Source organism: Paracoccus sp. SSJ, assembly GCF_030234105.1.
Classification (GTDB): Bacteria; Pseudomonadota; Alphaproteobacteria; order Rhodobacterales; family Rhodobacteraceae; genus Paracoccus; species Paracoccus denitrificans.
Map to the genome: position 1 here is coordinate 104,226 of NZ_JASSPE010000014.1, position 14,321 is coordinate 118,546.

Consider the following 14,321-nt stretch of genomic DNA (forward strand, 5'->3'; position numbering starts at 1 on the left):
CCAAGCGCATGAGATAGGCATCCGCGCCGAAATGGCAACCTCAAACAGAACATCACAGGAACATTTCCGCTTGCGGCCCCGGCAGCCCTGCCCCACCATGCAGGTGAGTCGCAAAAGGAGGCACCGATGAGCCGACAGCACTACAAGGGCGGCTGCCAATGCGGCAGCGTCGCCTATGAGGTGGATGCCGATCTGGACAAGACCTTTACCTGCAACTGTTCGCGATGCCAGCGGCTGGGCTTCGTGCTGACCTTCGTGCCCAAGGCGGACTTCCACCTGACCAGCGACGGGTCGGTGACGGAATACCTGTTCAACCGCAAGCAGATCCGTCACCGCTTCTGCCCGACCTGCGGCGTCGAATCCTATGCCCTGGGCCAAGGGGCGGACGGAGGCGAGATGGTGGCAGTGAACGTGAACTGCCTGGAAGGCGTCAACCCGCGCGAATTGGCCAGCCAGGCGGTGGACGGGGCCAGCTACTAGCCGCCAGTATGGCTCATGTAGCGGCTGACCTGCCCGGCGACATGCCGGCGGGAATAGTCGAAGTCGTGGCCCTTGGGCTTGCGGGCGATGGCATCGCGGATCGCCGCGCGCAGCGGCGCATCCTCCGCACCGGCCCGCAAGGGCGCGCGCAGATCGGCGCGGTCCTCTTGCCCCAGGCACATGAACAACTCGCCCGTGCAGGTGATGCGCACGCGGTTGCAGCTTTCGCAGAAGTTATGCGTCAAGGGCGTGATGAAACCGATCTTCTGCCCGGTCTCCTCAAGGCGGACGTAGCGCGCCGGCCCGCCGGTGCGCTCGGCCAGCGGCGTCAGGGTGAACCGCTCGCCCAGCCTGTCGCGCAGGTCGGACAGCGCCCAGTATTGGTCCAGCCGCTCTTCCTCGCCCATCTCTCCCATCGGCATGACCTCGATGAAGGTCAGGTCGTGGCCCTGATCCGCGCACCAGCCAACCAAGCGGAACAGTTCGTCCTCGTTGAAGCCCTTCAGCGCCACGGTGTTGATCTTGACCCGCATGCCGGCGGCCTTCGCGGCCTCGATCCCCTGCAACACCTGCGGCAATCTGCCCCAGCGGGTGATCCGCGCGAAGCGGTCCTCGTCCAGCGTATCCAGCGAGACATTGACCCGCCGCACGCCGCAATCGGCCAGTTCGGTCGCGAAACGCGCCAACTGGCTGCCGTTGGTGGTCAGCGTCAACTCGTCCAGGCCGGCACCCAGATGGCGCGACATGGCGCGAAAGAATTCCATGATATTGCGCCGCACCAGCGGCTCGCCGCCCGTGACCCGCAGCTTGCGCACGCCCAGGCCGACAAAGGCGGAACACAGGCGGTCCAGTTCCTCCAGCGTCAGCAGGTCGCGCTTGGGCAGGAACTGCATGTGCTCGGCCATGCAATAGGTGCAGCGAAAATCGCAACGATCCGTCACCGAAACCCGAAGGTAGGTGATCGGCCTGGCAAATGGGTCTATCAGCGGGGCATGCGCATCCATGGCGCAAAGATAGGCATGGGCCGGCATCGGCACAAGCCGGCCGATCCGTTGACAGTCTCGTAACCAGGAATGGAAGGTCGGGTGGACAGGACCGCCTTCCCGAGTCTAGCCTCGGCCCCGACCAGAAGGACGATCACGAAGGGAATTGCCGATGACCAAGCCGATCCTGCGCCTGCCGGGCGCGCTGATGCTGCTGGCACTGGCCGCCTGCACCCCTGCCGACAAGACGCCGCAGACCGCGCCCGGCGCCACCACCGCCAGCGACCAGCGGGCGGCAAGCGCCGCCGGCACGGCCCTGGTCACCGCGGCCGCACGCCCCTCGCCCGCCGCGCGCACCGCGGCGGAGTTCGACACCACCACGCGCGAGCAAAGGGCCGCGGCCGCCGCCCCGCCCACGACGGGGGAACGCCGGCTGGGCACCACCATCGCCTCGCTGGGCGATCCGTCGCAGCCCGGCTTCTGGATCAAGACGCCGCTGGCGAAATCCGAAACCGACGGCCGCATCGTGAACCCGGCGAACGGCAAATCCGCCAAGGTGCGGCTGATCCCGCTGGACGGCCCGGCCAGCGGCGGCAGCCAGGTCTCGCTGCCGGCATTGCAGCTGATCGGGGTCAGCCTGACCGACCTGCCCACGATCGAGGTCTATGGCAGCTGACCGCCCCCGGAACCGTCGCGGCTTTCCGGCAGCCACCGCCCGGCCTCGCGCCGGGCAAAGGGCTTCAGCCGCGCTCCATCCGCCGCAAGCCAGTCGCGCACGCGCTGAGGGTCGTGCTTGGACAATTCGCGCAACCACCAGCCGATGGCCTTCTGGACGAACCATTCGCGGTCATCGGCCAGCCGGACCAGCCAGGACAGCACGCGCTCGCGCCGCTCCAGATCCTGGGGTTTGGGATTGCGGATATGCGTCCAGGGCAGCGTACCGACCAGCGCCGCGCGCCGCACCCATAGGCTGGGATGCTCCAGCCAAAGCTCGACCTCGTCCAGCCGCGCGGGCTGGGCCAGCAACCGCCGCTCGCCCGCCTTCATGGCATGATCGGCAATCGCCCAGGTGTCGAATTGCGGCACCCATCCGGCGATTAGCCTCCATGCCGCCTCGTCGGGCCTGATGCGCGCCTGGGTCAAAAGCTTCGCCGCCGCGATTCGCGCCTCATGCACGTCGCTGTCCCAAAGCCGCGCCGCCAGATCGACCCGCCCCGGTACGTCCAACTCGGCCCGCCAGCCGCGCGCAAGATCGTCGATCACCGGCACCACCACGCCCAGATATTCGCGCGGCGCCTTGTGATAGGCCGCCATCTCCGCGGCCTTGCCGGCATCACCCAGCGCTTTCAGCTCATCCAATTCCCGCATCTTCACCGTTTTCCAAATACTCGAAATGGGCCGGTCACCGACCTCATGCGGGGAATAATCCGCCCTGGGCGCAAAAAGAAGCAATGGAAAAGGGGCGGCGCCAGAGAGAGACGCCGCCCCAGTCGAATACGCCAAGAGGGAAAACCTGACGATATGGGTGCAACGCCGCAGAGCGCCTTTCGGTTCATCACGTTTCCTCGATCCCGGCGGCGCATGAGCAACGGCTTGCGTTGGTCCGGCAAAAGCGCAAGCCTGCCCCCGACCGGAATGGAAGGAGCCCCGCCATGACCAAGCATGCGACCGACCTGAAGATGCTGCTCAAAGACCCCTCGCTCTTGCAGACCCGCGCCTATGTCGCCGGCGAATGGGTCGATGCCGACGACGGCAAGACCTTCCCGGTGGTGAACCCGGCACGCGGCGACGTGATCGCCGAGGTGGCGGACCTGAGCCGCGCCGAGGTCGCCCGCGCCATCGCGGCCGCCGCCGAGGCGATGAAGGGCTGGGCCGCGCGCACCGCCAAGGAACGCGCCCAGATCATGCGCAAATGGTTCGACCTGATGATGGAGAACCGGGACGACCTGGGCCGCATCCTGACCGCCGAGATGGGCAAGCCGCTGCCCGAGGCCAAGGGCGAGATCGCCTATGGCGCCAGCTTCATCGAATGGTTCGGCGAAGAGGCCAAGCGCATCTATGGCGAGACCATCCCCGGCCACCTGCCCGACAAGCGCCTGACGGTGATCCGCCAGCCGATCGGGGTGGTGGGCTCGATCACGCCCTGGAACTTTCCCAATGCGATGATCACCCGCAAATGCGGCCCGGCCATCGCCGCCGGCTGCGGCTTCGTCGGCCGTCCCGCCGCCGAGACGCCGCTTTCGGCCCTGGCGCTGGCCGTTCTGGCCGAGCGCGCCGGCATCCCCAAGGGGCTGTTCAGCATCGTGACCTCGTCGCGGTCATCGGACATCGGCAAGGAATTCTGCGAGAACCCGCTGATCCGCAAGCTGACCTTCACCGGCTCGACCGAGGTCGGTCGCATCCTGCTGCGGCAGGCCGCCGACCAGGTGCTGAAATGCTCGATGGAGCTGGGCGGCAACGCGCCCTTCATCGTCTTCGACGACGCCGACCTGGACGCGGCGGTCGAGGGGGCCATGGCCTCGAAATTCCGCAACAACGGCCAGACCTGCGTCTGCGCCAACCGCATCTATGTGCAAGCCGGCGTCTATGACGCATTCGCGCAAAAGCTGGCCGCGGCGGTGGACAAGCTGCGCGTCGGCGACGGGCTGGAAGAGGGCGTGACCACCGGCCCGCTGATCAACCAGGATGCGGTGGAAAAGGTCCAGGAGCATATCCAGGACGCCGTCGCGGGCGGCGCCACCGTGGTCACCGGCGGCAAGCCGCGCGAGGGGCTGTTCTTCGACCCGACCGTGGTCACCGGCATCACCGACAAGATGAAGGTGGCGACCGAAGAGACCTTCGGCCCGCTCGCGCCGCTGTTCCGGTTCGAGACCGAGGAAGAGGCCGTCGAGCGCGCCAATGCCACCATCTTCGGCCTTGCCTCGTATTTCTATGCCCGCGACATCGGCCGCATCACCCGGGTGCAGGAGGCGCTGGAATACGGCATCGTGGGCGTGAATACCGGCATCATCTCGACCGAGGTGGCGCCCTTCGGCGGCGTCAAGCAATCCGGCCTGGGCCGCGAGGGCTCGCGCCACGGCATCGAGGATTACCTGGAGATGAAATACATCTGCCTGTCGATCTGACGGCCATGAAAAAAACCCCGGAGCCGGGCTCCGGGGTCTTCGGGATCAGTGATCCTCGTCCTCGTCGTCATCCGCTTCGGGCAGGTTGAAGAAGCTGTCGGCATCCAGCTTGTCGTTCTGCGCCTCGCTTTCCTCGTCGCGGGTCAGGCTGAAATTCTCCAGCCCGGCGATCGAGGACGGCAGCCGGGGTTCGTCCGACATGGCCAGCGAGGTTTCGGTCGAAAGCAGCTTGCGCCGCTCGTCATCGGTCATCGCACCGCCTTCGGCCGCCTTGCGCTTCGCAGCCTTTTGCACGGCGGCGTCCAGTTCGGACTGCCGGCAAAGCCCCAGCGCCACCGGATCGATGGGTTGGATGTTCTGGATGTTCCAATGCGTCCGGTCGCGGATCGAGGCGATGGTCGGCTTGGTCGTGCCCACCAGCTTGGCGATCTGCGAATCGGCCAGTTCCGGGTGGAACTTGACCAGCCACAGGATGGCGGCAGGCCGGTCCTGGCGCTTGGACAGCGGGGTATAGCGCGGGCCGCGGCGCTTTTCCTCGCCCTCGGCGGCGGGGTTGCGCTTCAGCTTCAGCTTGTGGCGCGGATCCTTCTGGCCCTTTTCGATCTCGGACGCGTCGAGCTGGTTCGAGGCGACCGGGTCGAAGCCCTTGACGCCGACGGCCACGTCGCCATCGGCGATGCCCTGGACCTCAAGCTCGTGCATGCCGCAGAAATCGGCGATCTGCTTGAAGCTCAGCGTCGTGTTGTCGACCAGCCAGACGGCAGTGGCCTTGGCCATCAGCGGCTTGTTCATGACCTTCTCCTTAACAATATCTCTTCCGGCCGGGGAAAACGGCTTTCGGCGGGCGCCATTCCATTTTCGGGGGATTGACAGGCTGTATAGGGCCGAAAGGGACCAAAATAAAGCCTGAAATTCGTGGCGCCGGACAAAGACCGACGCTAGTTTCGCCGGCATGAGACTGTCCGCGCTGATTGCCCTTCTGCTGCTTGCCCCCGCCGCCCTCGCCCAGGACGTCGCGGGACGGTTCGACTATTACGTCCTGTCGCTCAGCTGGTCGCCCAGCTGGTGCCGGACCGAGGGCGACGCCGAGCAATGCGCGACCGGGCGGCGGCTGGGCTTCGTGGTCCACGGCCTTTGGCCGCAATACGAACGCGGCTGGCCCGAGCATTGCCGGACCGACGCCCGCGATCCCTCGCGCCGCGAAACGCGAGCCATGACCGATGTGATGGGATCGGGCGGCCTGGCCTGGTATCAGTGGAAGAAGCACGGCCGTTGCTCGGGACTGTCGGCGCATGATTATTTCGCCCTGACCCGCGAGGCCGCCAACCGGATCGCCCTGCCCGATATCCTGCACCGGCTGAACCGGGACGCGACCCTGCCCGCCCGCGTGATCGAGGACGCCTTCATCGAGGCCAACCCCGCGCTTGCACGGGACGGCATCACCGTGACTTGCCGCGACCGCGCCCTGCAAGAGGTGCGCATCTGCCTGACCCGCGACCTCCGGCCCCGTGCCTGCGCGGCGGATACCCGGCGCGATTGCTCGGGCAGCTTCCTGATGCCGGCGCCACGCTGAGGAAAGCCCGCCTGATCGCCGCCGCACCGGCCCGGCCGCAAGCCCCTTCATGCGCCGCTTCCTGCCAGCAGCCCGACCGCAGGCCCGCAGCCCACGCCGCTGTCAGATGACAGCCCCGTCGCGCGCCGCTATCTTGCGCCAGACCGCGAGTCACCGGACCACGCCAGCACGAAGGGCCAGCATGTCGAATCCCAGCACGCTCACCGCCTATGCCTCGGCCTTCATGGCCTCGATCAGCCTGTTCGGCCTTGTCGATGCCGGACGGGTGAACGAGGGCGCGACCGTCGCCTCGGCCATCACCCAGGCCTATCTGCTGCCGGTGCTGGGGCTGACCACGGCCACGTTCCTTGCCGTGACCGTGATCGCGCTGTCGCGCAGCTACCTGCCCCACCCGCAACGCTGGAACGACGAGCGGACCGAGCGCCGCGTGCTGGAACTGGGCCTGGCCGGGGCCTGCTATTTCGGGTTTCTGGCCCTGCTTGGCTATGTCTTCGCGCTGATGGCACCGGGCTGGGCCACCGGCGTCGCCCCGGCCATGGCGCGGCACTGGGCCTGGTTCCTCGCCCTGCCCTGCCTGGCCTTCGGCCTGTTCGCGGCAAGGAACAAGCCGGCCTGGCTGGCCGCCGGCGCGGTTTTCGTCACCGTGGGGATCTTTACCGGCTGAGCCGCCGCCTACCAGAGCGACGAGCCCAGCCGCCGCCGGATCTCGTCCTTGTCGTCCTGGATCATGCCGGGGATCAGGAACAGGTCGATCAGCGCCCAGAGGCAGACGAGGCCGACCAGCGGCCAGCCGATCAGGATGGGCGCGGTCAGCCAGCCTAGGCCCCACAGCGCCAGCATGACGATCCCGCTGGCCCAGCGGCCCAGATACATGCGATGCGCGCCGAAACCCCACAGAAAGATCGCCAGCAGATAGGCCACCAGCGGCGATTTGGCGTCGTTCGCGACCCTCTGTTCGATCAGCAGTTCCCGTTGCGTGTCCATTGGCTCCCATGCCCATGTTAATCATATTCACATATAGGGCGCACCGGATTTCTTGCAATATCCGGGGGCGACAGGCGGGCGCCGGGCCGGTGCAGGCCGCGCATCCTCCATGCGCCGCCGCGCCCCTACCAATCCGCCGCGCCATGCGCTAAGGGACGCGCAAACGTGACGGAGCCACCTCCATGAAATTCACCCTCTCCTGGCTCAAGGAGCATCTCGACACCCAAGCCTCGCTCGGCGAAATCACCGAGGCGTTGACCGATCTCGGGCTCGAGGTCGAGGGCGTGACCGACCCTGCGGCGAAGCTGGGCACCTTCACGCTGGCCCGCGTGCTGCATGCCGAGCAGCATCCCGATGCCGACCGGCTCCGGGTCTGCCGCGTGCTGACGGACGAGGGCGAGAAGCAGATCGTCTGCGGCGCCTCCAATGCCCGCGCCGGCATCACCGTGGTGCTGGCCAAGCCCGGCGACTACGTCCCCGGCATCGACGTGACGCTGGGCGTCGGCAAGATCCGCGGCGTGGAAAGCCATGGCATGATGGCCTCGGAGCGCGAGCTGGAGCTTTCGGACGAACATAACGGCATCATCGAGCTGCCCTCGGGCGAGGTGGGCGAGAAATTCGTCGACTGGCTGGCCGCGAACCGGCCCGAGGCGGTCGATCCGGTGATCGAGATCAAGATCACCCCGAACCGTCCCGACGCATTGGGCGTGCATGGCGTGGCCCGCGACCTCGCGGCGCGCGGGTTGGGCAGGCTGAAGCAGGTCGAGGACGTGACCGTTCCGGGCAGCTTCGCCTCGCCCATCAGCGTGACGATCGCGCCGGAAGTGGCCGGGAAGGCACCGTTCTTCTCGGGCCGGCTGATCCGCGGGGTCAGGAACGGCCCCTCGCCCGAATGGCTGCAAAAGCGGCTGACCGCCATCGGGCTGCGGCCGATCAATGCGCTGGTGGACATCACCAACCTTTTCACCTTCGACCTGAACCGGCCGCTGCATGTATTCGATGCCGACAAGGTCAAGGGCAACCTGATCGTTCGCCCCTCGACCGAGGGCGAGGAGCTGCTGGCGCTGGACGGCAAGGCCTATGCCTTCGCCCCCGGCACCATGATCATCGCCGACGAGGCCGGCCCCGAAAGCATCGCCGGCATCATGGGCGGCGAACATAGCGGCTGTTCGGACGGGACGGTGAACGTCTTCCTGGAAAGCGCCTATTGGGACCCGATCGCCATCGCCACGGCAGGGCGGGCGCTGAAGATCAGCTCCGATGCCCGCTATCGATTCGAGCGTGGCGTGGACCCGGCCTTCACCCTGCCGGGGCTGGAACTGGCGACGCAGATGATCCTGGAACTTTGCGGCGGCGAGGCATCCGAGGTGGTGACGGCGGGCGCGGTGCCCGACACCAGCCGCAGCTACCTTCTGGAACCGGCGCGCGTCAGCAGCCTGGTCGGCATGGACATCCCCGAGGCCGAACAGCGCGCGACGCTGACGGCGCTGGGTTTCCGGCTGGAGGGCGACCGGGCCTTCGTTCCCAGTTGGCGTCCCGACGTGCAGGGCAGCGCCGATCTGGTCGAAGAGGTCGCGCGCGTCGCCAGCCTGACCAAGCTGCAAGGCCAGCCCCTGCCGCGTCCGCAGGCGGGCGTGCCGCAGCCGGTGCTGACGCCCTTGCAGCGTCGCGAGCAGGCGGCGCGGCGCATGGCGGCCTCGCTGGGCTACAACGAATGCGTCACCTACAGCTTCATCGACCAAAAGGCGGCCGTGCTGTTCGGCGGCGGTTCCGACGCCGTGCGGATCGAAAACCCGATCAGCAGCGAGATGACGCATATGCGCCCCGACCTGCTGCCGGGCCTGTTGGCGGCGGCGGCGCGCAACCAGGCGCGCGGTTTTGCCGATCTGGCGCTGTTCGAATGCGGCCCGGTCTTCTCGGGCGGCGAGCCGGGCGAGCAGGACCTGCATCTCTCGGGCATCCTGGTCGGTGCGAACGCGGCGCGCGACCCCTATGCCTCGCGGCGCAAGGTGGACATCTACGACGCCAAGGCCGATGCCGAGGCGATCCTGCAGACCATCGGCGCACCTGCCAAGGCCCAGATCAACCGCAAGCTGGACGGCTGGTGGCATCCGGGCCGCGCCGGCAACATCGCGCTGGGGCCGAACGCGCTGGCGACATTCGGCGAGATCCATCCCCGCGTGCTGCGGCATTTCGGCATCAAGGGCGCGGCGGTCGGCTTTACCGTCCGCATCGCCGCCGTGCCGCTGCCCAAGGTCAGGACGCCTTCGCGCCCGGCGCTGGTGCTGTCCGACCTGCAAGCCGTCGAACGCGATTTCGCCTTCGTGGTGGATAGCGGCGTCGAGGCGCTGACACTGGTGAACGCGGCGGCGGGTGCGGACAAGGCGCTGATCGAGCGGGTGACGGTCTTCGACCAGTTCACCGGGCTGGAAGGCGGCAAGAAGTCCATCGCCATCACCGCACGCTTGCAGCCGCGGGAAAAGACCCTGACCGATGCCGAGATCGAAGCGGTCAGCGCCAGGATCGTCGAAAAGGTGAGCAAGGCCACCGGCGGCGTGCTGCGGAGTTGATAGCGCTGCGGGGTGCGCTCAGGCGCACCCTGCGAAACGCCGAGAGCGCGGTGCAGAGCCCCGTCGCGGAGGATCGAGGCGGGTTTGAGCGTTTTGCTGACATTCGGACAGACAGCAGCCAGTTGAGACCCTATCGCGCTGTGCCTTCAATCGGCGGGAGGGTGATGCGGTAGTCGCCGCCGTGATCCTCAACTTCGATCCTGCCGATCCAGTCGCCGATGGCCTCTAGCGGCTGGGCGATCAAGGCGTCCACCGTTCGGTAAAACAAGGCGAAAGCGAGCACGAATGCGCATAGCGCAAACGCGGCCGCGAATGCGAGGGCCCTTGCCAATGACCAGCCTCGCTCGTTCTTGATCTGCGTTTCTCTCATCGCATTCCCTGAAGGTTTTCAGTCCAAGCAGTGACATCGGTAACAGAGTTGACCTTGCACGGCGACCGGCACCTTGGTCCCGCATGACCGACACTCTCGGGCTGGCCCCGAAAACGCCCCGAGCTATGCCCGGGGCGTTTCGCTTTTCACTCTGCCCCGACCTCGATGCCGCGCTGCACGGCCGGGCGGGCCAGGAAGCGGTCCAGGTAGGCCTGCACATTGGCAAAGCCGTCCATCCCCGTCTCCTTCTCGGCCTCGTAGTTCACCCGCACCGTGCGCAGCCAGGGACCGACCGCCATGTCTGCGATGGAATATTCGCCGGTGATCCAGTCGCGCGCCTCGAGCTGGCGGTCGAGCACGCCCAGAAGCCGCCGCGCTTCGTTGTAATAGCGGGTACGCGGGCGGGCGTCCTCGATCTCGCTGCCCTTGTAGCGGTGGAAATATCCGACCTGGCCGAACATCGGGCCGACTCCGCCCATCTGCCACATCAGCCACTGGATGGTGTAATAGCGCGCAGCACCCGAGGCGGGCAGGAACTTGCCGGTCTTGTCGCCCAGATAGACCAGCATGGCGCCGGTCTCGAACAGGCCCATGGGTTTGCCGTCGGGACCGTTCGGGTCGATCATCGCCGGGATCTTGTTGTTGGGGTTCAGCGACAGGAATTCGGGGGTGAACTGGTCCTCGGGGTCGCCGATGCTGATGCGATGCGCGTCATAGTCCAGCCCGCATTCCTCTAGCATGACCGAGATCTTGATGCCGTTCGGCGTGTTCAGCGTATAAAGCTGGATGACGTCGGGGCGCCTGGGCGGCCAGCGCCGGGTGATCGGGAATTCGGAAAGTGCCGTCATGTCGTTTCCAGTCATGTCCTGTCTCATGTTGCAAGGGGTTAGCGTGATGTGGCAGCCTCTGCCGGAACACGCGCAACAGGCTGGGAAGGGTAAGCCCATGTTCAAGGAGTTCAAGGAATTCATCGCCCGGGGCAATGTCATCGACCTTGCCGTGGGCATCATCATCGGCGCGGCCTTCACGGCGATCGTGAATTCGCTGGTCGCCGACCTGATCAACCCGATCATCGGCCTGCTGACCGGCGGGACCGATTTCAGCGGGCATTACCTGGTGCTCAAGGGCGAGGTTCCGCCCGGCGCCAGCCTGCAGGTGGCACGCGATTCCGGCGCCTCGATCTTTGCCTATGGCGCCTTCCTGTCGGCGGTCATCAACTTCCTGATCATCGCCTGGGCGGTGTTCCTGCTGGTCAAGGCGGTGAACAGGGTGCAAAGCGCCGCCAGCCGCCAGAAGGAAGCCGAGGCCGAGGCCGCCGCCGGCCCGACGCAGGAAGAGCTGCTGACCGAGATCCGCGACGAGCTGCGCGCCCGCCGCACCTGAGACCATGCCATTCGGCAAGGCAGCGGCGCGGCCCCCCGGGTCGCGCCCTTGTCGTTCCGGCCGGGCGGTTTTCGCTTATGTCGAAGGCCAAGCGCGGCTATTGTCAGGAAAACCGGCGCCGCCCGGCGCCTGCGAGACAGGGATCGCCTTGATGATCGAGCTTGACGCGACGGATCGCCGCATTCTCTCCGTCCTGCAACGCGACGGGCGCATGACCAATGCCGATCTTGCCAACGAGGCCGGGCTGTCCCCCAGCGCCTGCCACCGCCGCGTGCAGCGCCTGGAAGAAGCGGGGGTGATCCGCGGCTATGTCGCGCTGCTCGACGCGCGCAAGCTGGAGCGTCCCACCACGGTCTTCGTCGAGATCACGCTTTCGGGCCAGGCCGACGAGTTGCTGGAGGCGTTCGAGCGTGCGGTGCGCACCATCCCCGATGTGCTGGAATGCCACCTGATGGCCGGATCGGCGGATTACCTGCTGAAGGTGGTGGCCCAGGATACCGACGATTTCGCCCGCATCCACCGTCAGCGACTGGCGAAGCTGCCGGGCGTCCAGCAGATGCATTCGTCCTTTTCGCTGCGCACGGTGGCCTTTACCACCGCCCTGCCGGTCTAAAAGAAAACCCCCGGCAATGCGGGGGTTTTCCTGAACCGATGTGGTCGCTCGTCTTACAGCGCGCCTTCACGCTGCGCTTTTTTGCGCGCCAGCTTGCGGGCGCGGCGGACGGCCTCGGCCTTTTCACGGGCCTTCTTGACCGAGGGTTTCTCGAAATGCTGCTTGAGCTTCATTTCACGGAACACCCCCTCGCGCTGAAGTTTTTTCTTCAGAGCACGAAGCGCCTGTTCGACGTTGTTGTCGCGAACACTTACCTGCATGTGGTTGTCACCACCTTCCTAGGTTAAAGTTGAGCAGATTTGCAGGACGCGGCCTTCTAGCAAGGCGAATCGGCTTTGTCCAGATTTTCCGGGCCCGCGCCGCATGAAGAATGAGGAGAGTGCCATGACGGATGAACGCGAGCGGCTGATCGAGGCCGCCTTGTCGCATGTCATCTTCGAGGGCATGGGCGAAAAGGCCATCGCCGAGGGCGCGCGCGACATTGGCATGAACCCGGCGCTGGCGCGGGTGTATCTGCCGCGAGGAGGGGCGGATCTTGCCGCCGCCTATCATCGCAAGGGCGATGCGGCACTGCGCGACTGGCTGGCGGCGCACCCGCCCGAGGGGCGGTTCCGCGACCGTATCTCGGCGGCGGTGATGCATCGGCTGTCGCTCAGCAACCGCGAGCTTGCCCGCGCGGGCGCGGCGATCCTGGCCTTGCCGCAGAACGCCGCGCTTGGCGCACGGCTGGTCTGGGAGACGGCCGACGCGATCTGGGACGGGCTCGGCGACCGCTCCGAGGACGTGAACTGGTATTCCAAGCGCGCGACACTGTCGGCGGTCTATGGCGCGACGGTGCTTTACTGGCTGGGCGACGATTCGCCCGAGGCCGACGAGACGCGCCGCTTCCTGGACCGCCGCATCGAAGGCGTGATGCGTTTCGAAAGCTTCAAGGAACGGGTCGGGGGCCTGCCCGGCGTCTCGATGCTGGCCGGCCTTGCAACGGGCTGGATCAAACGGCCGGAAAATCGCAATCTGCCCGGAGAGTTGCGCGCAACTTCGCGCGCCCGGACAGAAGGAGGCGACGGGTGATTCCCGATGTGATGCAGGCGATCGAGATCTCATCCCCCGGCAGCGCCGAAGTGTTGCGACCGGTAACGCGGCCGGTACCGGTGGCCGGACATGGCCAGATCCTGATCCGCATCGCCTGGGCCGGGGTGAATCGTCCCGACGTGCTGCAACGCGCCGGTTCCTATGCGCCGCCGCCGGGGGCGTCGGACCTGCCCGGGCTGGAATGCGCCGGCGAGGTCGCGGCCGTGGGGCCGGGCGTCACGCGCTGGAAACCGGGCGAGCAGGTCTGCGCGCTGCTGCCGGGCGGCGGCTATGCGGAATACGCGACCTGCCCCGCCGAGCATGCGCTGCCGATCCCCCAGGGCCTGACGCTGCGCATGGCCGCGGCGCTGCCGGAAACCGCCTTCACGGTCTGGTCCAACGTGGTCATGCGCGGCGGGTTGCGACCGGGCGAGCGATTCCTGGTCCATGGCGGTTCCTCGGGCATCGGGACCATGGCGATCCAGACCGCCCGGGCGCTGGGGGCGCGGGTCTGGGCCACCGCGGGCTCGGCCGAGAAATGCGCGGCTTGCGAAAAGCTGGGCGCCAATGCAATCAATTATCGCGAAGAGGATTTCGTCGCCGTGCTGCGCAAGGCCGGCGGCGCCGACCTGATCCTGGACATGGTGGGCGGCGACTATATCGCCCGCAATATCAGGTGCCTTGCCGATGACGGCCGGCTGGCGATGATCGCCTTTCTCGCCGGTCCCAAGGCCGAGATCAATTTCGCGCAGATCATGGCCAGGCGGCTGTCGGTTACGGGCTCGACCCTGCGGCCGCAATCCGACCTGGCCAAGGCACGCATCGCCTGCGAATTGCAAGAGCGGCTCTGGCCGCTGGTCGAGGCGGGGGCGGTGCGCCCGCTGATCGACAGCACCTTCCCGCTGGGCGAGGCCGCCGAGGCCCATCGCCGCATGGAAGGCAGCAACCATATCGGAAAGATCCTGTTGCAGGTCTCGGCCCAGGATTGAACCCAGCGGCGCTTGGGACTCGGATCACACGCCGCCGCCAGGCGCTCCGGGCACTAGGGCGTGTGGGGATTCATCGTGAGTTGATAACGGCAGCAGCGAGGTAGACCATTGCTTCGAAGCTCTGATCGGTTTTGCAGGCACGCATAGCGATGCGCTTGAACTCCTTCAGCTTGCAGAAGA

General features: G+C 66.7%; 17 protein-coding genes. 10 read left to right on the top strand and 7 right to left on the bottom strand.

Annotated elements, in window-relative coordinates:
* The first annotated feature begins 126 nt into the window (after positions 1–126).
* Positions 127–480, top strand: coding sequence for a GFA family protein (locus QPR87_RS15670; protein ID WP_285050202.1), 354 nt, complete (start codon positions 127–129; stop codon positions 478–480).
* On the opposite strand, the gene moaA is transcribed toward QPR87_RS15670, so the two are convergent.
* Complete coding sequence (gene moaA, locus QPR87_RS15675; RefSeq protein WP_285050203.1) at positions 477–1,511, bottom strand: GTP 3',8-cyclase MoaA; 1,035 nt, start codon at positions 1,509–1,511, stop codon at positions 477–479. The genes QPR87_RS15670 and moaA overlap by 4 nt on opposite strands.
* A gap of 124 nt (positions 1,512–1,635) precedes the next feature.
* Between moaA and QPR87_RS15680 the strand changes: the two genes are divergently transcribed.
* Entirely contained in the window at positions 1,636–2,139 is a 504-nt protein-coding gene (locus QPR87_RS15680; RefSeq protein WP_285050205.1) for a hypothetical protein, read from the top strand.
* Here the strand turns inward: QPR87_RS15680 and QPR87_RS15685 are convergent.
* On the bottom strand, positions 2,127–2,831 hold the full coding sequence (locus QPR87_RS15685) for a DNA alkylation repair protein (RefSeq protein WP_011748542.1): 705 nt from the start codon (positions 2,829–2,831) through the stop codon (positions 2,127–2,129). The two genes, QPR87_RS15680 and QPR87_RS15685, sit on opposite strands and share 13 nt — an antisense overlap.
* A 284-nt stretch (positions 2,832–3,115) precedes the next feature.
* Here QPR87_RS15685 and QPR87_RS15690 point away from each other — a divergent pair, with 284 nt between their 5' ends.
* Entirely contained in the window at positions 3,116–4,588 is a 1,473-nt protein-coding gene (locus QPR87_RS15690; protein ID WP_285050208.1) for an NAD-dependent succinate-semialdehyde dehydrogenase, read from the top strand.
* 45 nt (positions 4,589–4,633) lie between these two features.
* Here QPR87_RS15690 and QPR87_RS15695 read toward each other — a convergent pair whose 3' ends face one another.
* Positions 4,634–5,380, bottom strand: coding sequence for a DUF1013 domain-containing protein (locus QPR87_RS15695; protein WP_011748544.1), 747 nt, complete (start codon positions 5,378–5,380; stop codon positions 4,634–4,636).
* A gap of 160 nt (positions 5,381–5,540) precedes the next feature.
* Between QPR87_RS15695 and QPR87_RS15700 the strand changes: the two genes are divergently transcribed.
* Positions 5,541–6,161 carry a ribonuclease T2 family protein gene (locus tag QPR87_RS15700; protein ID WP_011748545.1) on the top strand — a complete coding sequence of 207 codons (621 nt, stop codon included), beginning with the start codon at positions 5,541–5,543 and terminating at the stop codon, positions 6,159–6,161.
* A gap of 181 nt (positions 6,162–6,342) precedes the next feature.
* Positions 6,343–6,825 carry a hypothetical protein gene (locus QPR87_RS15705; protein WP_011748546.1) on the top strand — a complete coding sequence of 161 codons (483 nt, stop codon included), beginning with the start codon at positions 6,343–6,345 and terminating at the stop codon, positions 6,823–6,825.
* A gap of 8 nt (positions 6,826–6,833) precedes the next feature.
* On the opposite strand, the gene QPR87_RS15710 is transcribed toward QPR87_RS15705, so the two are convergent.
* Complete coding sequence (locus tag QPR87_RS15710; RefSeq protein WP_285050214.1) at positions 6,834–7,145, bottom strand: TM2 domain-containing protein; 312 nt, start codon at positions 7,143–7,145, stop codon at positions 6,834–6,836.
* Positions 7,146–7,327: 182 nt separating this feature from the next.
* Between QPR87_RS15710 and pheT the strand changes: the two genes are divergently transcribed.
* Positions 7,328–9,715, top strand: a complete 2,388-nt coding sequence (gene pheT / locus QPR87_RS15715) for a phenylalanine--tRNA ligase subunit beta (RefSeq protein ID WP_285050217.1) — start codon at positions 7,328–7,330, stop codon at positions 9,713–9,715.
* Between the two features lie 130 nt (positions 9,716–9,845).
* Here pheT and QPR87_RS15720 read toward each other — a convergent pair whose 3' ends face one another.
* Positions 9,846–10,085 carry a hypothetical protein gene (locus QPR87_RS15720; RefSeq protein ID WP_285050219.1) on the bottom strand — a complete coding sequence of 80 codons (240 nt, stop codon included), beginning with the start codon at positions 10,083–10,085 and terminating at the stop codon, positions 9,846–9,848.
* A 146-nt stretch (positions 10,086–10,231) separates the two neighbouring features.
* Positions 10,232–10,933, bottom strand: a complete 702-nt coding sequence (locus QPR87_RS15725) for a glutathione S-transferase C-terminal domain-containing protein (protein WP_285050261.1) — start codon at positions 10,931–10,933, stop codon at positions 10,232–10,234.
* 97 nt (positions 10,934–11,030) lie between these two features.
* On the opposite strand from QPR87_RS15725, the gene mscL reads away from it, so the two are divergent.
* Positions 11,031–11,468, top strand: coding sequence for a large conductance mechanosensitive channel protein MscL (gene mscL / locus QPR87_RS15730; protein ID WP_285050222.1), 438 nt, complete (start codon positions 11,031–11,033; stop codon positions 11,466–11,468).
* A gap of 154 nt (positions 11,469–11,622) precedes the next feature.
* A complete protein-coding gene (locus tag QPR87_RS15735) occupies positions 11,623–12,081 on the top strand; it encodes an Lrp/AsnC family transcriptional regulator (RefSeq protein ID WP_024843610.1) in 459 nt (152 codons plus the stop codon).
* Between the two features lie 53 nt (positions 12,082–12,134).
* On the opposite strand, the gene rpsU is transcribed toward QPR87_RS15735, so the two are convergent.
* Positions 12,135–12,341, bottom strand: coding sequence for a 30S ribosomal protein S21 (rpsU, locus tag QPR87_RS15740; RefSeq protein WP_011748553.1), 207 nt, complete (start codon positions 12,339–12,341; stop codon positions 12,135–12,137).
* Between the two features lie 124 nt (positions 12,342–12,465).
* On the opposite strand from rpsU, the gene QPR87_RS15745 reads away from it, so the two are divergent.
* On the top strand, positions 12,466–13,152 hold the full coding sequence (locus QPR87_RS15745; RefSeq protein WP_011748554.1) for a COQ9 family protein: 687 nt from the start codon (positions 12,466–12,468) through the stop codon (positions 13,150–13,152).
* 11 nt (positions 13,153–13,163) lie between these two features.
* Positions 13,164–14,141: an NAD(P)H-quinone oxidoreductase gene (locus QPR87_RS15750; RefSeq protein ID WP_011748555.1), complete on the top strand. Its 978-nt coding sequence runs from the start codon at positions 13,164–13,166 to the stop codon at positions 14,139–14,141.
* Positions 14,142–14,321: the final 180 nt, after the last annotated feature.